Genomic DNA, 24107 nt, shown 5'->3' on the forward strand with positions numbered 1-24107 from the left:
AATCAAACTTATAATCTCTAATATGAACTTATATGGTTTCAAAAATTTACAGTTTGCTTTCTTTCTCTAAAGCAACTTCCAAACTTCTAAAATTAGGTAAAACTTTAGCAATCATACCTTCTTTATTAAGAATAAAATGTGTTGGAAAAGCATTTAATTGTAAGGTTTCATTCATATAAATTTTCATATTTGGAATTACGGAATATGAAAGTGGTTTTCTTGCTAAGAATGTTTTTAATTGTTCTGGAGTGTCTTCGGCTAAGCTTAAAAAAACAATATCTTTTCGGTTTTTGTATTTTTCTACTAATTGATTTACTTCTGGAAATTCTTTGATGCAGGCGGCACAATGAATATACCAACATTTTATAACGATGATTTTTCCTTTCATGGATTCGTTAGAAACTAAATTTCCGTCTAAATCTTTAAAAGAAAATTTAGGAAAAGGTTTTCCTTCCATTTCGAAATTCTTTACTGCATCAAAAGCTTCCTGATTGATTGTTGCTTTTATGCTGGTATCTGATTTTGGCTGAATTTTGAACAACTTGTAATAATATATTGAATCTTCTGATTTTAATCGGATTGGAATATAATTTCCGTTTACAAGTTCATTTAAAAACTGCTCTTTTGAGATTTCTTTTGAAAGAAGATCGAGCGCCACAAAATCTCTCGAAAGCATAATATTTTTGCTTTGATAATTCCACCAATCGCTGTATTTATTTTGTATTTGAATGGGATTTACTTCCGGATTTCCGTATTTGGTTTGACCATTGCAAGAAGTAAAAATTAGAAATGTGGTTATTATGATAATTAATTTTTTCATGCATTTAGAATACTGTTACTGGATTCAAAAGTACTTAAAAATTAAATTAATTGTATTTTTCGATTTATGAGATAAATTAGATCTTTTACGGATTTTTTAATCTGTGAAAATAGATTAAAATAGTTTCAACGATTTTTCTATATTAGCAAAAAATTCTGATTAAAAAATGACGTTTCCTTTTCAATTTGAAATCTTTCAAAAAACCTTCTACTGGCATGCTTTATTTGAAACATTAGCATTTTTTATTGGGATTCGAGCTTATTATTTTCTTAGAAAAAGAACTACAGATTCAATCTCCGATACTAATCGTTTAATTATTATGATTGGTGCCATGATTGGCGCATTATTAGGGTCGAGAATAATCGCTTTATTAGAAGATCCTGCTGCAATTAGCAGTCAAACTTTTCTAACCTTTTATCAAAATAAAACTGTTGCGGGAGGTTTTCTGGGCGGATTATTTGGTGTTGAAATTATTAAAAAAGTTATTGGTATAAAAATAGCTTCAGGAGACTTATATGTAATTCCAATTATAGTAGCGCTCTTTGTTGGCAGAATTGGCTGTTTTTCTATGGGAATTGCTGAACCTACATTTGGCAACGAAACTACTTTTATTACAGGAATGAATTTAGGCGACGGGTTACAAAGACATCCTGTAGCATTATATGAAATGGTATTTATGATTGTGTTTTTTATCTTTTTTCAAAGCATAAAAAATAAATCTATGATTAATGGTGATCGATTTAAGCTTTTTATGGTTTTATATTTCCTGTTCCGATTTTTAGTCGAATTCCTAAAACCTTACAAACCATTATTCCTGAATTTAAGCAGTATACAATGGAGTTCGCTCTTCATCTTCATATACTACTGGAAGTTTCTTTGCAGAATAACCGCTTATAAAAATAAATAAAAGTTTACTTTACACCTTAAAAAATTTCTAATGAAAACGCGCGATTATATTTTTTACGATTATACTAAAAGTTTATGTCACCATTGTTTAGCACTTGTAGATACCAAAATCGTATTTCAGGATGATAAGGTATGGATGCATAAATATTGTAAAACGCATGGCGAATTAAAGTCGATGATTGCTGATGACGTTAATTATTACAAGCAATTGCGTAATTACAATAAACAGTCTGAAATGCCATTAAAATTCAACACAAAAGTGCATTATGGCTGTCCTTATGACTGCGGATTATGTACAGACCATGAACAGCATTCGTGTTTAACAATTGTAGAAGTTACAGACCGTTGCAATCTCGCCTGCCCTACTTGTTATGCCAGTTCAGCTCCAAATTACGGAAGACACCGGACTTTAGAAGAAATTGAAAAAATGTTTGATACCGTTGTAGCAAACGAAGGCGAGCCAGATGTCGTTCAGATTTCCGGTGGAGAACCAACCGTGCATCCGGAATTTTTTAAAATTTTAGATATTGCCAAAAGCAAACCTATCAAACATTTAATGGTCAATACCAATGGTATCCGAATTGCAAAAGACATTAAATTTGTAGAAACGCTGGCTAGTTATATGCCTGATTTTGAAATTTACCTGCAATTTGACAGTTTTAAGCCTGAAGTACTGGAAAAATTACGAGGTGAAGATTTAACTGAAGTACGTAAAAAAGCTATCGAAAATTTGAATCAATTTAATATTTCGACCACATTGGTAATCACGCTTCAAAAAGGACAAAATGATGATGAAATTGGTCAGATAATTGAATACGCGCTACAGCAAAAATGCGTGCGTGGCGTTACTTTTCAGCCTACTCAGGTTGCCGGAAGAAATGACAATTACGATGATATTTCCGGAAGAATAACATTGACAGAAGTACGCAGAAAAATTTACGAACAATATCCTGTTTTTACTCCGGAAGATTTGATTCCGGTTCCTTGTAATCCCGATGCTTTATGCATGGCTTATGCATTGAAAATTGATGGAGAAGTTTTTCCGATGACGCATTTGATAAATCCGGAAGATTTATTAAATAACTCTAAAAACACTATAGTTTTTGAGCATGACGAAAAACTAAAAAACCATATGCTGAATTTATTTAGTACAGGTATTTCTGTTGATTGTGCAGAAGGTGAATTTAATGAACTAATGTGTTGTTTGCCAAGAGTTCAATCAGACACCTTAAACTACAATAACTTATTTCGAATCCTGATTATGAATTTTATGGATGCTCACGATTTTGATGTAAGAGCTGTTAAAAAATCATGTGTGCATATTGTAAGTGATAAAATGAAAATTATTCCTTTTGAAACCATGAATTTGTTTTACAGAGATAATAAAATTGATCAAATAAGAGAAAAACTAAATGTTTAATTTACTAACTTATTAAGATATATGGAGCTTTTAATCTTTTTTGGATTCATTTTGGTAATGATGTTTTTAATTGGTCTTGGTGGTTTAATTTTTGCACAAGACAACAAAAAATTATATTTAAGACTTTTGTTGATTCCTATAATTATTGCTGTTATAGGATTTGGAACTTGCGTAGTAATTATAAGCAATCTATAATTTTTGATTTAAAAATGAAATAAAAATAAGATATGGGAGGATTTTTAGTTTTATTTGGCGGTATAACCACTTTGATAAGCGTTTTTACTTTTTTATTTGGCATTTTACGTTTGATTTTTATATCTGACGATAAAAAAAAATCTTTGAAAATTATTTTGTATTCCGTAATAGCTTTTGTTATTGGTTTTGGAACTTGTTCTGCCAATTTTTCATTGAACGGTATGCATTAACAAAAAAACCTGGCAATAAAATTGCCAGGTTCATAATGCTCTCCTTCAGGTGAAAACCAAATAACAAATCACCGGAATTCAATGCATTTATTCGAAATAAAAATTAGATTAAAAAATAAATAACCAAACTCAATTTTAACCCGTCCCATTTTTTATCTCTAGATTTTTCATTCATTGTAATTCTAATTTAAAAAGTTGATTACTTTGAATGATTTTTTGTTTCCTGCTTTATCTGTTACTACAACTATAAACATTTGTTTTGTTGAGAAACTTTGGTTTTGAAGCAGTACTTCTTTATTGTTCTGAACATTACTGTGACTTACTAAATTTTGTCCCAATAAGTTGAATACATCAACCTGAGCGATATCTTCACTTTCATTTGAAACAGATAGTGCATTGTTTCTAAAATATGCTATTGTTGCATTGCTTTTAGCTGAAATATCATCAAGAGCTAATGTTTTTGCTGCCGATTGCGAAGCGAAATAAGCGGCATACGCTTTAGATAATTCAGATGAATTACCACAAGAAGATGCATCCCAGTTTACAGACCAAGTCATTAAACCTCTTAAAGAAGGATATGGTCCGCCTGGTTGCATAGTATATGTTCTTCCAGAAAAAGTGGTTCCTGTTCTTAAATAATTCATAGCACTAATTCCTTCTGCCGGCGTTAAATATCCGCTACCTGCTGCACTTGGACAAGCTGGTAATGCAATAAGAACTTTTGAGGCTGGTAAACCATCAAAATGCATTCCTGTTGTAGCAATATTATATCCTTTTATTACCATATCGGTTAAGGCTGTTACCATGTTTGCTTTTTTAGCTGAACCATAATATTGACCATCTAATCCGTTTTCTCCTCCTGTATTATACAATTGTACGGCTAACAAATCTAATTCATTACGTAAGTTTTGAATGATTGGCAGGAATGAACCAAAAGTATCTGTATAGGTAGAATATCCTCCTTGTACGTATTGTGTTTCCGGAGCTGCTGTTAATAAGAATCCTGTGCCATAGTAAGCTTTTAATTCTTTACAGGCATCTACTATGTTTTTTAATCTTGGATAAGCAGAAATACCCGCATAAGAAATATCTCTTAAACCTCCTGCATTAAAATTCATTGATCCGCCTTCAAAATCCAAATCAACTCCATCAAATTGATACTCGTCAATAATTGCTTTCAGACCATTAACAAAAATATTTTTTTGACTTACATTGTCTAAAACAACATGACCGTTTTGACCTCCGATAGAGACAATAACTGGAACACCGCTATCTCTTAAAGATTTTATATCATTTTTCAACAATTGCTTATTGAAAACACCATTGGTCAGATATCTATTGTCATTTGTAGTTAATACTGGTGTATAACCATCACGATTAACTGTTTCTACGAAAGAATAATCAACTACGTTAAACTTACTTCCCACCATTTGAGAAAAATATAAAAATGGAGCACCAGCATTTTCCCAAGAATGTGCGTATCCTAAAATAATTTTAGATGGAAGCGGAATGAATCTATTTGTGCTCACTGGAGCAATTTTAATTGTATTGTTTAATGTAGTTACACCAGATTGATTATCGGTTGCTTTAATTACAACTGGATAATCCTGATAAGCAGATGGTGTAAAATTATACGTATAAGTATTATTTGTACCTGCTGTCATGTTAAATGTACCTCCATTTATTGTAATAGTAACACCTGAAACTGATCCGTTACTATCAACAGCTGTAACTGAAATTGGCACAACCTGGAAAGAACTTTGGTTTACAGTAGTATTCGATGGCGAATTCCAAGTAATTACAGGTAATGAATTTGGGCAGTTTGCACCTGAACAAGTTAATGTAAAACTATATGTTTTTGAATCTGTTGTTCCATTTGATGCAGTAGCCGTAACTGTTAAAGTATGACTAAGCGAAAACTGATTTGCTACTGGTGTCCAAACCGATGTATAAGTTCCCGAAGAATTGGTAGCGCTTAGGCTTTGTCCGTCTAAACTAAATACAACAGATGAGATTGTAGTGGCATCAGCAGCACTTAATCCAACACTTGCAACAAAATTAATTGATGATCCTAAATTTATAGCAATTGTTGAAGCTGTTGGCGCTGTAATGGCAACCACTGGCTTAGTCGCAACCACCGCTTGTCTATTAAAATTATAAACCGTTGGCGTTGTTGGAACTGCAAAGTTGGCTAAGTTATTTGGATAATAAGTTACTTCACCATTTTCCCATGTGTTTAATTTCAAACTTAAAATTTGTGTATAACCTGCTACAACTGAATTATCGAAAGTATAATTTCCTGATGCATCTGTTGTTGCCAAAACACTTTTCCAGTTATGTGTATTATCTGTCCAAGGTAAAACGATTTCTACTTTTGCTCCTGCTACTGCAACTGTTCCGTTTTTAACGCTTCCGCTAATTAAATTTACAGCAGCTGCCAAAGCTGATTTTGCTGTAGAGCTTGTATTAAAATTGTAAACTGTTGGGTTTGCAGGAACTGCAAAGTTGGCCAGGTTATTTGGAAAATAAGCTACTTCTCCATTCTCCCAAGAGTTTAATTTTAAACTTGTAACTGTTGTATATCCTGCTACAACTGAATTATCAAAACTGTATTTTCCTTGCGCATCTGTTATAGCAATAACGCTTTTCCAGTTGTGTGTGTTATCTGTCCAAGGTAAAACGATTTCTACTTTTGCACCAGCAACCGGATTTGTTCCGTTTTTAACGGTTCCGCTAATTTTACTTGTAGGAACTACAATAACATCTTGTGATAAGTTTAATGTTTTGTTCGCTGTTAAATTAGTATAAACTGTTGAAGCCGGAGTATACGTTTGTCCTGTTAAGGCTGCTGTTATTGTATAATTTCCGCCAGAAGGCAAACTAAGTGAATATGTACCACTTGCATTTGTAACGGCTGCATAACTTCCTCCTGTGAAAGAAGCAGTAACTGTTACGCCAGAAACCGGAGTTGTTCCGTTAAGAACTGTTCCGCTCACGGTGTAATTTACAACTGCTGCTCCCTGAGCAAAATTCAACGTTTTGTTTGCATCAATTGCATTATAAACTGTTGAAGCCGGCGTGTATGAGAATCCTGATTTTGCAGCTGTAACGGTATAATTTAATCCAGCTGTTAAACCTGCAACGCTGTAAACTCCGCTAGCATTAGAAACCGCTGTTAGTGTTGTACTTCCTGAAACTGCAGAAACTGTTACACCAGAAACTGGAGTTGATCCGTTAAGAACTGTTCCGCTAACTGTATAAGTTGGCTGTGTTCCGTTAATTACAACTGCGGTTTGATTTACCGTAACGTTTGTTAAAGTAACCGGAGTAAATGTATACGTCGCTTTTAAAGCCGTAAGTATATAATTTTGTCCAGAAGTTAAGTTGCTGAATGTAAAATTACCTCCTGTAGAAACTACAGTTTGTAATACTACATTGCTTGCATTTCTCAATTCAACAGTAACATCTGGAACTAAAGCTGATCCGTTTTTTACAGAACCCGAAATGCTTACTGTTCCCGGAACAACACTTCCGAATGAAGTATCAACCTGAGTTAATAATGAATTAGGAATTGAACCTCTTGTATCCTGAGATAATTCCCAAACCATACCTCCTGCAAGGTTTCTTGATTTGATATATTGTACTTTTAAATCCATTGATTGTTTATCTTCATAAGAGATAAACTGTTTTAAAGTAGCATTATATAAGTAAGGGACTTTTGTTGTATTATCAAAATACCTAACCCATCCTGCAGAAGCTGCACTTGGTGTAACCTGCATGGTATTTGGATCTAAATAAGCGTGTGAATTGGTAACCGGATTTCCGACTAAATCGCAAATTTCGATACTTCCTGATTTTTCGCAAGCTGCGGGACCATCCCAAGTTCCTGTTGGATTTTGTGGATTTGTACAACCTGAAACGACATCTCTAGGAGCTGAAACGAATAATCCTGGTAAATTAGGATTGGTTCCGTTATTGGCAACATGATCGAATTTTTTTCCGTAGAAAGGTAATCCCATGATTAATTTATTCGCAGGAAAACCAACTACATTCAAATATTGATTTGTTAACTCGTCTAATGATTCTGATTGTGTTGCACCATAAAGCGGATCGTTTGTGTTTCCACTTGCGTATAAAGGAGCATTGTAGCATGTTTTATCATACCAGTTTCCACCAAAATCATATCCAAAATAAGTGATGTAATCGCAATAAGTCGAAATGTCTTCTGTCATTCCATATTGTGATCTGTTAGATGGCCCTAAATATTGTTGTGCCACTTTTCTAACATTGTTTCCTGCTGCAATTGTAATTAATTTATTTGGCATTGCCTGACGCATTGCTTTCAATAAATAAACTAAATTTTTGTTGTCATCAGGGCTGTATTTTTGTGGAGGAATTGGGGCTCCGTTAATCACTTCTGTACCGTCTGTTCCTCCGGAAAGAGGATATTCCCAATCGATGTCAAATCCATCAATAAAAGGATACGTTACAATAAAGTTTGCCATGTCTGCAGCCAAAGCAGCTCTTGCTACAGGACTTGCAGCAATTGGAGAAAGATCCTGACCTTTTGTCCATCCTCCAACAGAAATTAAGACTTTTAAATGAGGATACTTTTCTTTTAACTTTTTCAAGTCATAAAAGTTTCCTTTTACCGGTGCATCCCAAGGGATTCCGCCTTCCATATGCTCAAAATCAGCATAGGTATCCAAACATTTTAATTTGGTATTCTCCGGATGGGCAGGATCATAAGTTGTCCCATAAAAAGAATAATTCAAATGCGTCAATTTACTTCCATCTATCTTAGGAACGTTAAAATCCCTGGCATAAATAGACCATTGCGCATAATACCCTACTACCTTTTTGCCGTGAGCCGGTTGGGCCAACGCGAGTAAGGGAAACAGTAACAATAAAAGCAATCTGTAATAATGTTTCATAATTAATTAATATTGGTTAATAGAAAATAAATAGTCCAATTACAATACATTACATGCCAACAAGACATATAAAATAGAACAATCGGGGTTCAATAATTTGCGAATAGAAAACATCGCAACTCATTGGGAATTAATTCATATTATTTCTATAAATAAATATTACTATTACTGATTCTACCATAATCATTAGTAAATAGTAAGCTTGCTATTTATATACTTTCAAAAATTAGTTGTGGAACATAAAATGATAAATTTGGAGAACTCATCAATCTAAATACTTTAATTGTCATGTTTTTTATTCTGTTATTTGGTTTTAAATGTTAATACTCCTTGATGGTTATTTTTTATGGTTTTTGGTTATTATTTTAAAGGCTGAAAAAGATTTTACGAAGTTTTATAATTACCTCTACCAGAGTTCCTGATAGAGATAATTAAAACACTAAAACAATCATGGTAACTTAAACTTCTATACTAATTCAAACCAAACTTTTATATTAATTTCTTTAAGCTGTTGTAAACTGCCAGCTCAACATCTCCATGATCTTTTGTATTACATTGCTCGATTAATTTCTTCAAATCTTCTGATTTCAAAGTCGATTTATTATCTAAAACAAGTAATAATTCCTGCGATGCATCAGTTAATTTTTTTGATAATGGTAAAAGTGCCTGTACTAATGGTGCGTTTGCGCTTAACTCATTTAAGCCTTTATTTACTGCAATCCATTTATTGAAAAACCCTGTAACTTTTGTTTTATTTTCCGCTGTTTTATTGGTTAAATATTGTGTTACAGCGTCATCAAAAGCTAGTGCATCTTTAGCATCGGGCGTACATGCATCTGCAAAAAGTGTAAATGGAGAATACATTTGATATTCAGTTCCTCCTTTATTACGTGTATATCCTTTTAATGGCTCACAAACGTTAGAAAATTCGTTTAGTGATTTTATATTTTGGTTATTGGCAATATTTCTTAAAATAACAGCTCTGTTGCGAATGTGTGTTAATCCCAATTCTTCTAATCTAAAAGAAACGTTTTCAAGGCGTTTGCGCATGCTGGCTACATCTTTAACATCTTCTGCAGACCAAAGTCTTTCTGCAATTGCTGCCGTTCTTGGCCAAAGCCTTGAATCTATTGTTGTTGGCGTTGCAAGTTCTGTCCACATTGTAGCTTCACCGCCTAAAATTCTTGCTTTTTCTTCTGCAGATAAATCAGCTCCTTTTGGCATTGGATCGTTTAAATAATGACTTTCAATTGGATACATTAAATCAATATAAAATCCATTTGATAAAACTGTTTTATAACCTTTTTTAACTGCATCTACTAATGATTGTCCGGCAACAACTCCTTCATTTGGACCTCTCCACGAATGAATAATAGCTTCTTTTGACATATTTTTTGTCAAAATTTCTTCCCATCCCATCAATTGTTTTCCGTGTTTTTTAAGCATCGGAACCAATTGCATGGTAAAATAAGTTTGCAATTCATGGTTTGTGGCTAACTTATTTTTCTTTTTAAATTCCTGAATTTTAGGATTTGCGTCCCAATCTTTCCCTTCGTTTTCATCTCCCCCGATATGAAAATAAGACCCGGGAAATAATGGGCACACTTCATCGAATATTTCACTAAGTAATTGATATGTTTTAGGATTTGAAGGATCTAATGTTGGCGAAAAAATACCTGCATTTCTTTCAATTCCATAGGTCGCAATTGCGGTTCCCTGAATGTTTTTTTCCTGAGTTCCTCCGTTTATTGTCATCACTTTACTTCCTATTTCCGGGTAAGCGGTAAGTATTGCAGATCCGTGACCGGGAACATCAATTTCCGGAACAATTAAAATACCGCGTGCATCAGCATATTTTACGATATTTTTAATTTCCTCTTGTGTGTAATATTCTCCATCTGAAGCTAATTCTATTAGTTTTGTATGTTTTTTCATTTCGATTCTCCAACCCTGATCGTCTACTAAATGCCAGTGAAAAACATTCATTTTCATCGCAGCCAATGCATCAATGTTTCTTTTAATAACATCGACAGGCTGAAAATGTCTTGCAGCATCAATCATTAAACCTCTCCATGTAAATCTTGGAAAATCTGAAATTTGTGAGTTCGGAAAATAAAATGAAGTGCTGTTATTCTGCAACATTTGCAATAACGTTTCAAGGCCGTGTAAAGCTCCTAAATCGCTTGTTGCATTTATTGTGATTTGATTTTGTTTGATATCTAAATGATAACTTTCATCTTCATACAATCCGATTTTACCACTTTTAGTACAATTTATTTGAAGTTCTGCTGTTGGTACTTCGTTTAATTTCTGAATATAACTTTGTTCGAAAAAAATACCGGTTCTACCATCTAAGCGACGTAAAAAACGAGTTACTCCACCAAAAATTCTTTGGTCTGGATTTCCGGTTATGTTTACTTTAAAATTTTTAGTTAAAGCAAAATTTCCGTCGTTTAATACAACACTCTGAGGCCAGGGCATAAGATTTAGTTGCTCTTTTTGAATTTGAGCACTAGAAGTTAAACCCGCTAATAGTAGGACTAATAAATATTTCATTTGATTTTTTTTGAAAGATGTTGCCCTCAGACAACATTAATAATGGATAAAACAAACTCAGAATGATTTCTATTGAACCTCACTAATCGCAATAAGATCATTCTGAATTTTGTAGTTTTGATTCGCTCTCACCCGAATCGGTTTTAAAAACAACTCCTAGTAATCAAAACGTTTAAACGCTTCAATTGCTTCATATTCAGCCAAACCTAGTTCATCATATAAGATGGCTGTATTTTTATTACGGTCTTCTGCTCTAACCCAAAATTCTCTTGAGTCGTTTCCTTGAAACATTACTCTGTCTTTTTGAGATTGATGGTACAAAATTGCGTGACGTTTCAATAATACTTCTGATGGAGAAAGCGGAACGGCCATATCAATTTCATTAATGTCCCATTCTTGCCATGCGCCTCTGTAAAGCCATAACCAACAATCATCCATGTATTTTTCTGGTTTTAATTGTTTCATAGCTGCAAAAATAGCGTTCAGACAAACTTCATGTGTTCCGTGCGGATCTGCTAAATCTCCAGCTGCAAATACCTGGTGTGGTTTTATTTTAGCAATAATATCTTTTACAATTGCAATATCTTCAGGTCCTAACGGATTTTTCTTAACTTGTCCTGTTTCATAAAATGGAAGATCTAAAAAGTGTGTGTTCTCATCTTTTAAACCAATGTATCTTGTTGCTGCATACGATTCTCTTCTTCTGATAAGTCCTTTTAATTTACGGACTTCCAGAGAATCGATTTGATTTTCTGATTTGTTATTTAAAAAATCAATTACAGATTTAAAGTTGATTCCGATGGCAGCATCACCAACAAAATCTTTAGCAACTTCAGCAAATTTTAATGCTTCATCGTCTGTAACAGCTATATTTCCGGAGGTTTGATATACTACATGTACATCATGACCTTGTTTTATCAATTTTGAAAAAGTTCCTCCCATAGATATCACATCATCATCTGGATGTGGACTAAAAAGAATCACTCGTTTTTTTGCAGGATTGGCTCTTTCCGGACGATGTGAATCGTCTGTATTTGGTTTTCCACCCGGCCATCCTGTGATGGTATGCTGCAATACGTTGAACATATTGATGTTCAAATCATAAGCAGAACCTTCTTGTGCCAATAAATCAGACATTCCGTTATTGTTATAATCTCTGTCTGTTAATTTTAATATAGATTGTTTTGTTTTTTGGCATAACCAAACAATCGCTTTGCTTTTTAATTCTTGTGTCCAAATGCATTCTCCTACTAACCAAGGCGTTTTAAAACGGGTTAATTCTGAAGCTGCAGACTGATCCAATACGAAAGTTGCATTGGCATGATTTTGTAAAAATGTAGCAGGAACTTCCGGACTAATATCACCCTGAATGGTTCTTTTGATGATATCGGCTTTGTTTTGTCCCCAAGCCATTAATACGATTCTTTTTGATCTCATAATGGTAGAAACTCCCATGGTAATCGCTCTTTTCGGAACGTTGTCTATACCATTAAAGTCAGATGAAGCGTCTACTCTTGTAATATGATCCAATGTGATAATTCTGGTTCCGGAGTTTATGTGAGATCCAGGTTCGTTGAAACCTACATGACCTGTACGACCGATACCTAATAATTGAAAATCAAGACCTCCAACACTTTTAATATTCATTTCGTAATCTATACAATATTGATTTAATTCATCAATAGATACATTACCATCCGGAATATTAACGTTTTCAGGTTTAATATCAATATGATTAAAAAGATGCTGATGCATGAAATAATGGTAGCTCTGATTATTCTCTCTTGTCATTGGATAATATTCATCCAGATTAAAAGTGATTACATTGCTAAAACTTAGGCCTTCTTCTCTGTGCATCCTAACAAGTTCCTCATAAACTTTTATAGGAGAAGAACCTGTTGCTAAACCTAACACGCAAGATTTACCTTTCTCTTGTTTGGTTCTAATTAATTGTGCAATTTCCTGCGCAACAATTATTGAAGCTTCTGCAGAACTTTTGAAGATTTCATTGTGGATTTTCTCAAATCTAGTTTCTTCAAATTTCCCTGCACTTTTGTAGCTGATATCAGGTTTTATTTCTAAAGCACTTTTCATTTTTTTCTTTTTTGCTATTTACAATTTTGGTTTTTGAAATGGTATAAGCAATTTGCATTGCTTATACCATTTACTAACCAAACTTAAAGTCTTATAATCTTTGATATTATTTTTTAGAAATTTGGAGCTGTAGTATCCCACCAAAGTCTTGTTCCTCCGTTGTCAAGGCCACCTAATTTAGCTAAACCGGTATCAACACCGCCTTTATTATTAGCTATCTCAGACTGTACAAAGTTGATTCTTCTTACACCAAGAGCTGTAGAAATTTTCCCTCCACTGTTATTTACAACTACAGGAAACAATTTTGGGTAACCTGTTCTTCTGTAATCAGACCAAGCTTCTTGTCCTTCAGGAAATCCAGCGATCCATTTTTGAGTGATAATTTTTTGCAATTTCAATTCATTAGTTGCAGCTGCATCCCATGCAATAGTTACATTATTTACCGGAGCAGCATTATTTTCAGGAAAATTAGGATCTGTGTAAGCTACTGGTAATTTTACATTATCAACCATATAAGCTGCTGCACCCGCCGCTCCTCTTTGGTCAAATGAAGCCTGAATACCTGCTTTGTATAATGTTTCGGCATCACCATCCATATTCCAGCCTCTTAAAGCTCCTTCTGCTCTTAAGAAATAAGCTTCAGCAGTTGTCATTAAATAAATTACATTTGTTTGTACAACAGCTTTTCCAATACCCGAAAAATCCTGGTGATCTCCTTTTCCTCCAATATTAATACCTGTACGAACTCCTTTGTATTGACCAGGAAATTGAGCAGATGTATCAAAATAAATACCTAATCTAGGATCACTATAACCTTTTAAAATAGATTCCATATCTGCAGACATACGAATGTCTAACCAAGATCCGCTAATTGTAGCAATAGGATTAACAAAAGTTGGAGATACAATTCTAAACGCATCATCATTTGTAGTCATAACTCCAAATTTTTGCGCTACTGCTTTTTCCGCCTGAGTTTTTGCCAATGCAGGTTTAATTTTTACGATACGCATTGCTAATCTAAGACGCAAAGTATTTGCAAATTTTACCCATTGCTTATAATCTCCTTTATAGCCTGATAAATCTGTTTCATCAAACGCTGTAGGTTCTGATGCGTCAACTCTTTCCGTCAATTCATCAACAGCAAAATCAAGATCAGCAAACATTTGAGTATAAACTTCTTCCTGAGAATCATATCCTATTGGTGCTTCTTTACCAAATTGAGAATATATAATTGGCCCAAAAATATCCGTAACTCTGTGCATCCCTTCTACTTTCAGAATAAGAGAAAGTGCATAAAACTGATCGTATTTTCCTTTTGCTTTATTTGCAATATCCCATGCATTAAACATGACATTAGGATAAGCATTAGTCCATATAGCATCATTCCACCCATCAACAAGATCATAAGTAGTATTGTTAACTCCTCCTCTAAATCCTGTTGGTGTAGCCATGTAGCCAGACCAGATATCAGCATTTAGGTTCTGTTGAAGTTGGTAATCTGGTTCACGTCCGCTACCAATAACCTGAATGTTATAAAACATCGTCTTAAATCCTTCCTTAATATGATTAAAATCTTGTTGCAATTGATCCTGACTAAAACCATTTGGATTTGTATTAATATCATCAAAATTATCTGTACAGCCTACCACAGCAAGCAATGATATACAGATAGCTGTTTTTTTTATGTTATTTAGTTTCATTTTTTTAAATTTAGAAAGTTACATTTAAGTTAAGACCGATACTTCTAGTAGATGGTAAACCGTAGATATCAACACCTTGCAATCCTTCTCCTGTACTTAATCCAATATTTGGATCAAATGGAGCGTCTTTATAAATAAAGAATAAGTTTCTGGCAATTAATGAAATGCTAGCTGTTTGAAAAACAGGAAGCTTTTTAGGGTTAAAAGTATAACCGATAGAAACTTCTCTTACACTTACGTTTGTAGCTTTGTAAACATATTCTCCTGTAATTCCGTCTCTAGCTCCAACTGCTTTATAATATTGTTCTGCATCCATAGTAGTTACTACTGTGTTATCCGGTTTAATCGCATTTATAGCAACTCCACCTGCATTTCTTGCATCACCTGTAGCTTTAGATACCCCAAAATAATCATTTTGAGCTTCAGTCATACTCATTACATTACCTCCAAAACGGCCATCAATTAAAACATTTGCGAAGAAAGCACCTAACTTGAAAGAGTTAGAGAATCCTAACATGAAATCAGGATTTGAATTTCCTACCTCAACAAAACCAGGCGTTTTTTGAATGTTCCCCTTGTCATCTAATAAAATTCTTCCTTGATCATCTTTTAAGATAGTTCTACCCATAATTACCCCAAATGGTCTTCCTTCAATTAATGAATATTGATAATTATTATTTCCAGGATTAGTCAAGTTAACTATAGGTGTTCCTCCGTCTGGTGAAGCTGGAAGTTCTTTTACCTTATTTTTATTTTGTGAAAAGTTCACAGATGAATCCCATGAGAATTTATCATTTTTAACAATACCAGCATTCAATACAATTTCAAAACCTTTGTTTTCAATACTTCCTGCATTAAATCCATAAAACTTAACTCCTTCTGGATTTCCTGTTGGAGCAATAGCTTGTAAATATTGATTTTTTGTTTCTGAACTGTAATAAGAAACCTCAATACCAAATCTGTTATTGAACATTCTCCATTCTGTTCCAAATTCAAACTCTGACTTTAATTCTGGCTTTAAAGTAGTACCTCTTTGTACACCAACCTGAGGTTGAGTCCCTGAAATTCCTGGAACATATGAATTTACAGGTGTAGTAACAAAAGGAGAAACGTCATTACCAACTTCAGCATAAGTTGCGCGAACTTTACCAAAGTTAATAAACTCAGGCATTGTAAACATTTCGCTAAGAATACCTGTTAAACCTACGGATGGATAAAAATAAGATCCAGTATCAGTATTAACTAATGTAGAAGACCAATCATTTCTGGCAGCAATATCTAAAAACAACATGTCTTTATATCCAAAAGTAGTAGTTGCAAAAACCGATTGTACTTCTCTTTTACCATCAGTTGTCTGATAATTCCCTTCATTATTTTTGAAATTATGAAGTGTAAACCAGTTAGTAAGTATCAAACCACCGCTCATTCCAGAATCTAAAATTGTTTTTTGGTTTGAAAGTGTATTGGTGATACTAGTACCAATATTAGCGTTAAATGTAAAATCTTCACTAAATTTAGTATTAATTGTAGCAATTAAATCTCCATAACGCTGAGTACTTAAGGCATTCTCAGCATAAAATCTACCATTTTTATGAGAAAGTGTTCCTTGAGTTGTAGCAAATATTTCTTTACTAAAATCACTATCAACTCTATTGTAGCTATATCTTGAAGCAATTGTTAACCAATTATTAGCTCTGTATGAAGCCGTTATTGAACCAGTAAAGAAATTATTTGTATCCTCAGATTTATTTCTGTTAATTGCCCAATATGGGTTTTGCATAATATCTCTGTTAGTCATCCAGTTTTGAGCCATTAAATTTCTGTTTGGATCGAAAACTTCGTAATTATTTTTATATTCATTGAAATCATATCCTCTTGGCATTAAATAAACTCCTGTCAAAGGGTTAAAATAAAGACCGTTAACAGGTTTATTAGCAATTGATTGTGACGTATAATTTGCATTTACACCAACCGTTAATTTATTATCAAAGAATTTAGCAGACTGACGAATACCAAAGTTATTTTTCTTAATACTATTTCCCGGAATAATTCCTGTTCCTGAAGTATTTGCATAAGACAACGCAGTAGAAGAATTTGCTGACGCAGTAGAATATCCTAAAGAGGTAATTTGAGTAGTTCCTGTATTAAAGAAATCCTTAACATGATCTGGTGTCTTTTGTTTATCTCCCCAAGTTTCGTCCTCACCTGCATTAGCAATGTAATCATTTTGGAATTTTGGCAAATAAGCAGCTGTTTCAAAAGTTGTTACTGAAGAAGCCATAAGGGTTGATTTCCCTTCTTTAGCTTTTTTAGAAGAAAGTAAAATTACACCATTTGCTCCTTGAGAACCGTATAATACAGAAGCCGCAGCTCCTTTAAGAACTGTCATTCCTTCATAATCATCTGGATTTACAAGAGAAATTACATCTCCTCCATCACGGTTACCTCCTGCTAAACTACCAAATGTATCATTAGGCTGACCTGAACCTTGATTTAGCATTGGAATACCATCAATAACATATAAAGGTTGATTATTTGTTACAGAAGAATTTCCACGAATAACCACTTTAGTAGATCCACCTGTACCACCAGCACTTTTAGTTACAGCAACACCGGCAATTTTACCTGCAATCGTATTAATAACGTTAGCATCTTTTACACGTGTTAGCTCTTCGCCTTTTAATTCCTGAGCTGCATAAGTTAAAGATTTTCTTGTTTTCTTAATACCTAATGAAGTTACTACGACTTCATTAAGTGCATTTGATGCTGCTTGTACCATTTTAACATTAATTGTTGCGGCATCTCCAACAACGATGTTTTGTGTTTCAAGACCTACGTAAGTAAAAACTAAAGTCTGTCCCTTTTGTGCGTCAATTGTGTACAGACCATCAAAATCGGTTGTAGCACCTTTTTGACCTCCTTGTACAGCAACAGATGCCCCTGGTAACGGCATCCCATCAGAATCTGTAATCACACCTTTGATATTCTTTACCTGAGCAAGCGAAACTTGCGCCGTAAAAACAATCATAAAGATTAAGAAAATTTTTTTCATGTTTATTTATTTTGTTAGTTATGACGTAAATTTATTCTTAAGGGATTGTTAAAAAAAATAAATTATACAAACGGCTTTGTTTTTTAAACCAACGACATAAAACATTCAATAATGCGTTTTGCGAAAACGTTTTCTAATTAAAATATTAGTGCATTTTACAATTTTACCAGTGTTTTGTTCAAGGAATCAGCTAAATCATTAAAAAATTATCATTTACAGCAAAAACCCAATAATATGGCATTTACTATAAAATTCGCATTAATTAGCTGTTATACTGTTAAGTAAAACAAAAAATAATCTATTTTAAGTCTGTTAATTTTTGAACTTTAGAAGTATTTTAATTTCCACACAAACCTGTAGTTTTCACTTTTAAGCTGGTGTATTTTTTATGAATTACATTTAATAAAGAATAAGCATCAAAAGAATCTTGTGCAATTTCCCAAATCATGATTCCGCCTGCATTTTGAGAAGCATAAATTACTTTCTGTTCAATAGTTGGTCTTCCGTTATAGTATATTTTACCTAATTCGTCCTGATCAGCAAATTGAGTTCCTGCAGCCACAATTTGGCTGTAAGTAGAACTTGTTACTTCCTGATAAATAAAATTATAACCGTAAAAAGGTACACCGAGTGTTAATTTATCAGATGAGATATGCTGAAGTTTGTTCCAAAATTCAATTCCCATTTTGGCATTTTCAAAAGAACTGTGCTGTCCGGGATTGTTAGGTGTCCACGGTCCTGTGCTATCATATGACATGATGTTTAAAAAATCAAAGGCATTTAAGGCTTCCTGATTTATATTTTCGAATCGGGAATTATTAGGCAAAGCTGCCGTTAGTATCTTATCCTTTTTTACTATTTCTTTTTTTAATTCAATCACAAAACCGCTATATCCTGTAGTTACAGCATCCCATTCGAGGTCTACATCTACTCCGTCTAATTTGTGGAGTTCTGTAAAGTTTATTATGTTTTGAATTAAATTAGGCCTGTTCTCGGGTTTATCAATAAGAAATGACCAATTAGCCGCAACTTCCGGAGATAAAACTCCGCCTGCCAACGAAATGCTGATTTTAATATTTGGATTTACTGATTTTACATATTGAACCAAAGCATCAATATCTCCATTAAAATTCAGATTGCCATTTTTATCCGGATTTGCAAATGCTAAATTAAGGTGTGTCAATTTGCAAAACTGAATCGAATTCATTTTATCGAAATTATCCGAAGATAAATAACCGACTACTCTTGCTTTTTTAGTTTTCAAATCTTTAGATTCATTTTCTTTTTGTACAGAAAAGCTGTAGGCAGAAAATAGCGAACAAATAAAAAAAACAATGCCTAATAAGGCTTTATTTTGTATCATAATTTTGAATTTTTAAATTAGAATTAAAATAATACCCTATTAGGCATAGATTTATGTTTGAGTTGTTTAGTTTACATCCCACCAAACTTTACCCGTCCAATCATTCTTTCCTCCCATTCTTGATAACGCTTCTAAATAATTTTTCTCATTTTTCTGCATTTCATCATTTGGATAATATAAACGTGTAGGTACTACACCTCCTGTTTGAGATTCCGGGCTTGTTATTGGCACTAAATGCGGATAACCTGTTCTTCTCCAGTTTGAATATGCTTCGATACTATTAAATAAATATGTAACCCAAATTTGTGTCCCAATTTGTTCTTTTTCTGTTCCTGCCGCTAAAGGATGAGCATTTACATAAGCATCAATATTTGCCTGAGTTGCAGGAGTTGCTCCATAAATTTCTAATTGTTTTATGCCAGCTTCAACTCCTTTTTTATAATAATCTGCTGCCGCACCTGAAATCCAGCCTCTAAACGCAGCTTCTGCTAATAACAATTGTGATTCTGAATAACTAACATGCAAAAAAGGTGTTGTTCTTAGTTTTAAATAAGGCTGAATTCCTGAGGCTGAATTTGATCCTCCAGGAAGTTCCCATCTAAAAACTCCTGGTTTTACACCTTCATATAATGTTTCTCCCGGCTGTATTGGTGACCAATAAACGACACTGCTGCTAGTTTTAGGAGTTGCAATCATCGTTAATCTTGGATCTCCATTATCTCTCAAATAATCTATTAATAAAGAACTAAAATGATCTCCGTGCTCATCTGAAATAAAACCGTAAGACAATCCGTTTCCTCTAAAATCTAGTGTAGCCGGATTATCATTAAAAGGAAAATCTAAATGGTGCATAATACAATTGTCGTCATTGCTTTCAAAAACTCCATTTTGCATCGCCGCTTTTGCTTGCTTTTCAGCTTCGGCAGGACTTACTTCAGAAATTCTCATAGCCAGACGCAAACGCATGGTATTTGCTAATTTTTTCCACTTTGAAATATCTCCATTATAAAACAAATCTCCCTTTACTGTACCTCCTCCTCCGGCATTTAACTGAGCATAAGCATCTTGTAGATCTGTGAAAAAAGAAGCATAAATATCTTGTTGCTTGTCATATTTTGGCGTTACAATTCCTTGAGAATAGCCTAGACCTGCCTGTGAATAAGGTACATCTCCATAAATATCAGTTAAACGCTGTGCGATCATCACTCTCATAATTTTGGCAACAGCATTCATATTTGCAGTTGCAGGATCTGCACTGGTTTTATCAAGAATATCTACAATACTCTTTATTTCGTTGGCATACGCATTTCTCCATAAGGCTGTTGCGTATTCATCATTTTTCTTGAATTTACCACCGTATTCGGTTACTGCCCACGAACCTGAATAATGCTGCACAAAACCACCAGAATAGATCAGGTTTGTTCTATGTTGATAAAATCCATCTCCGGACATACACAATTGGGTAAATGTAAGCTGACCCGCCGGGTTTGGAGATAATGCTACCGGATCTTTTATCAGTTCATCAAAATTTTCTGTACAGCCAACTACTGTAAACACTGTAAGTATGGCTATTATATATTTAATTTTCATAATTTACTTTTTTAGAATGTAACTTTAATATTAAAACCATACGATTTTCTTGATGGTAATGAACCGTATTCAAAACCTTGTCCGTTTCCTGAAGTATACATTGACTCAGGATCTATGTTTGGTAAATCTTTATTAAAAGTCAATAAGTTACGTGCAAATGCAGAAATATAAATTGAGCTTATTTTTGCTCCGCCAAAAACACTTTTTGGTATTGTATAGCCTAAACTTACTTCTCTTAATTTAACGTAAGATGCATCATAAATAAATGGTGCCGGTGTATTTTCAGAAACGCTCGTCCAATAAGTCTGAGGATCTACCGGAGTTGTATTTTTTACATAATTTGGATTTTCTGGAGTTCCTGCATTTACAACTGCATTTGCTACATAACCACCTGTAGGAACCCAAGTTGTTGGATCGAAAGCAGGATTATTTGCAGATGCCACTGCTCTTGCTGCATTATAAGCATCTCTTCCGTCTGTAGTAACATCCAATAAACCTTTTCCTGCTGCAACAGAGTTTGTCATAGAATATACATCCATACCAAACTTCATGTCTAATAAAAATTGAAGCGTGATTCCTTTATAAGAAAACTTATTTGTCAAACCAGCTGCCCAATCCGGAAGCCCTTTTCCTAAAGCAACTTTAGTATCTGTATATAAAGGAAGTCCGTTAGCACCTACTATCATTTCTCCTGAAGGCGTTCTTTGAAAATCTTTTCCAATAATAGTTCCGTATTGACCCCCAACTTGCGCTACAATTGCAGCTCCGGCCCAACGAGCCTCAGAAACTGTGTATGTATTGATATCCGGATGCAAAGAAAGGATTGAGTTTTTATTCTTAGAAAAGTTCAAATCAATTCCCCATTCAAAATCCTTAGTTTTAATTGGCGTACCTGATAAAAATATCTCAATACCTTCGTTACGCAATTTCCCCGCATTTACAGAAAGATATTCATATCCTGATGTTGCAGAAGATGCTAAATCAAGGGTTTGATCTGCCGTATCTTCACGATAAACGGTTATATCTGCTTTTAATCTGTTTTTAAAGAAAGAAGTTTCCAATCCAAACTCAATTCCTGTTTTTGATTGAAAAGTCAGGTTAGCATTTGGTGCCGATGTATTTTTAATATTTACAACACTTTGTCCATCATAAGAAGAATAAGTAGTATAGTTTAATGAATTTTTATACGCTCCCGGTGCATTAGAAACTTTTGCCCAGGATCCTCTAAGTTTTCCATAAGAAAAAGTATCGCTCTGAATACCAAAGGCATCTGAGAATACAAAACCTAATGAAGCCGCCGGATAGAAAGCATCTTTGGTAATAACACTAAACCAGTCATTTCTTCCTGTAAATTCAGCATATAAATAGCCTTTATAATCAAATTTCGCAGAACCGTAAACAGAATTTGTTCTTGTTTTTGTTTCTGTTGGCGCATTTATGGTCTGAGTAGAAAAATTACTAATATATTCTGTTCCTGCCTGAATAATATTTGTTCCCTGACTAGAATTTTCCTGTCTTCTAAAATCTCTTCTGCTTGTTCCTAAAATCCCTGAGAAAGTGAAATCAGTAGCTAGCTTAATATCGTTAAAAGTAGCAATCGCATCCGTATTCATTTCAGAAACCGTGATATCATTCAATCCAAGATAACCCGTATCTCTTCCCGGCCAAGTACTTCCGGCCGCCATAAAATCTTTAGAGCCAAAAACATAAGTGTCTAAACCGGTTCTAAAAGTTAATCCTACCCATTTTTGAAGCTGATATGTTCCGGCAACATTTCCTGTAAAACGATTTTTCTTAGAGGAGTTGTGGTTTGCATCAACCGTAAAATAAGGATTCAATTGATAAATATTATTATTCCATTTATAGATTTCTCCTGTCTCAGCATTTCCATAATTTTTCAACCACGCCTGATCAATATTTGGTGCCAGACCGCTTAAAGAATAACCAACATTATTTGGTGAATCTCCTAAACCAGGTCTGTTTTCTGCATTTTCAACCATGTAATTCACGTTGGCATCCAAAGTAAATTTTTCTGATTTTAATGTGGCGTTTAAAGTAGCATTATTTCTTTCTAAACCTGAACCCGGAACAACATCATCATTTTTTAGATTATTAAATCCAAAACGAACATAAGCACTTTCGTTTCCGCCAGAAACCGAAACTCCGTTTGTTGTTGTAACTCCAGTCTTGAAAAAGCCCTGAATATTATTATCAACTTTAGCATAAGGTCTCATAGAACCATCGAATATTTTGACTTCCTGCCCAACTGTTTCAGAGAATTTTGGTCCCCATGAACTAGTCGTATATCCATAAATTTCTGAAGGTGCTTTTGATGGATCCGGCAAAATTCCGTGACCTCCCGTACCATATTCACTTTGAAAATGGTCGTATTTAGCATTTACCCTGTCAAAACTAACACCACTGTTTAATTCTACCTGTAGTTTTCCTTTACTTCCTTTTTTAGTTGTAATTAAAATTACCCCATTTAATGCTCTCGAACCATACAAAGCAGATGCTGCCGCTCCTTTTAATACACTCAGACTTTCAATATCGTTTGGATTAATACTAGATAATCCGTCACCGTTATCTCTTCCGTCGAACCATTTACTTGATGCGGCACTATCATTAGATAAACCTGTATTATCAATAGGAACTCCATCTACAACATAAAGCGGTTGATTATTCTCGCCTATACTTGAAATACCTCTAATAATAACTCTCGCACTTCCTCCTGCACCTGTAGCAGGCATAGAAATATCAACACCGGCAATTTTGCCTGAAAGTGCTGAAGCCACATTGGTTGTTATTACCTTGTTCAATTGGTCACCTTTAATGTCCTGAACAGCATAACCCAATTCTTTCTTTTGTCTCTTAATACCTAATGCAGTAACAACAACTTCACTTAAATTTTGTGCATCTTCGGTTAAAGTAACACTTATTTGAGTTTCGTCTGAAACTAGTACTGTTTTGGTTTTAATACCAATGTAGGAAAATATCAAAACATTTCCTTTGGATGCCTGAATTGTGTATTTTCCGTCATAATCTGTTTGTGTAGCTGTAGCTGTTCCCTGGATAAGAACAGTTACGCCTGGTAGTGGCAATCCGTTTTGATCGCTTACTAAACCTTTTATTGCTTTTACTTGCGCAAACGTGAGATGCGTCATAAAAACAATAAAAATTAACATAATTTTTTTCATTTTAGTCATGGTTTTGGTTGTTAAGCGATAAATTTATTGTTAAAATTAAC

At 34.0% G+C, this 24107-nt stretch carries 12 protein-coding genes; 2 read left to right on the top strand and 10 right to left on the bottom strand.

Annotated elements, in window-relative coordinates; translation table 11 throughout:
* Positions 1-46: 46 nt before the first annotated feature.
* Positions 47-820 (bottom strand): TlpA disulfide reductase family protein, encoded by a 774-nt coding sequence (locus tag GKZ86_RS16525; RefSeq protein ID WP_154784179.1) that lies wholly within the window; start codon positions 818-820, stop codon positions 47-49.
* Positions 821-986: 166 nt separating this feature from the next.
* On the opposite strand from GKZ86_RS16525, the gene GKZ86_RS16530 reads away from it, so the two are divergent.
* Together GKZ86_RS16530 and GKZ86_RS16535 are read left to right on the top strand one after the other, a co-directional pair.
* The gene (locus tag GKZ86_RS16530; RefSeq protein ID WP_154784180.1) at positions 987-1727 is read left to right on the top strand and encodes a prolipoprotein diacylglyceryl transferase family protein; all 741 of its coding nucleotides are present in this window, start codon (positions 987-989) and stop codon (positions 1725-1727) included.
* A gap of 30 nt (positions 1728-1757) precedes the next feature.
* On the top strand, positions 1758-3146 hold the full coding sequence (locus GKZ86_RS16535; protein WP_154784181.1) for a radical SAM protein: 1389 nt from the start codon (positions 1758-1760) through the stop codon (positions 3144-3146).
* A gap of 178 nt (positions 3147-3324) precedes the next feature.
* On the opposite strand, the gene GKZ86_RS25470 is transcribed toward GKZ86_RS16535, so the two are convergent.
* From GKZ86_RS25470 to GKZ86_RS16575, 9 genes are all read right to left on the bottom strand, one after another.
* Positions 3325-3546: a hypothetical protein gene (locus GKZ86_RS25470; protein WP_194632567.1), complete on the bottom strand. Its 222-nt coding sequence runs from the start codon at positions 3544-3546 to the stop codon at positions 3325-3327.
* A 207-nt stretch (positions 3547-3753) separates the two neighbouring features.
* On the bottom strand, positions 3754-8505 hold the full coding sequence (gene chiA, locus GKZ86_RS16540; protein ID WP_154784182.1) for a T9SS-translocated chitinase ChiA: 4752 nt from the start codon (positions 8503-8505) through the stop codon (positions 3754-3756).
* A 489-nt stretch (positions 8506-8994) separates the two neighbouring features.
* A complete protein-coding gene (locus GKZ86_RS16545) occupies positions 8995-11061 on the bottom strand; it encodes a beta-N-acetylhexosaminidase (RefSeq protein ID WP_154784183.1) in 2067 nt (688 codons plus the stop codon).
* Positions 11062-11217: 156 nt separating this feature from the next.
* On the bottom strand, positions 11218-13155 hold the full coding sequence (gene nagB, locus GKZ86_RS16550) for a glucosamine-6-phosphate deaminase (protein WP_154784184.1): 1938 nt from the start codon (positions 13153-13155) through the stop codon (positions 11218-11220).
* A 113-nt stretch (positions 13156-13268) separates the two neighbouring features.
* Complete coding sequence (locus tag GKZ86_RS16555) at positions 13269-14855, bottom strand: RagB/SusD family nutrient uptake outer membrane protein (RefSeq protein WP_154784185.1); 1587 nt, start codon at positions 14853-14855, stop codon at positions 13269-13271.
* Between the two features lie 10 nt (positions 14856-14865).
* A complete protein-coding gene (locus GKZ86_RS16560) occupies positions 14866-17907 on the bottom strand; it encodes a SusC/RagA family TonB-linked outer membrane protein (RefSeq protein ID WP_154784186.1) in 3042 nt (1013 codons plus the stop codon).
* Between the two features lie 337 nt (positions 17908-18244).
* Entirely contained in the window at positions 18245-19270 is a 1026-nt protein-coding gene (locus GKZ86_RS16565; protein ID WP_154784187.1) for a glycosyl hydrolase family 18 protein, read from the bottom strand.
* Between the two features lie 66 nt (positions 19271-19336).
* Positions 19337-20860, bottom strand: coding sequence for a SusD/RagB family nutrient-binding outer membrane lipoprotein (locus GKZ86_RS16570; protein WP_154784188.1), 1524 nt, complete (start codon positions 20858-20860; stop codon positions 19337-19339).
* A gap of 11 nt (positions 20861-20871) precedes the next feature.
* Positions 20872-24057: a SusC/RagA family TonB-linked outer membrane protein gene (locus GKZ86_RS16575; protein WP_194632566.1), complete on the bottom strand. Its 3186-nt coding sequence runs from the start codon at positions 24055-24057 to the stop codon at positions 20872-20874.
* Positions 24058-24107 lie beyond the last annotated feature (50 nt).

The sequence above is a fragment of the Flavobacterium sp. LC2016-13 genome (genome assembly GCF_009707955.1).
Classification (GTDB): domain Bacteria; phylum Bacteroidota; class Bacteroidia; order Flavobacteriales; family Flavobacteriaceae; genus Flavobacterium.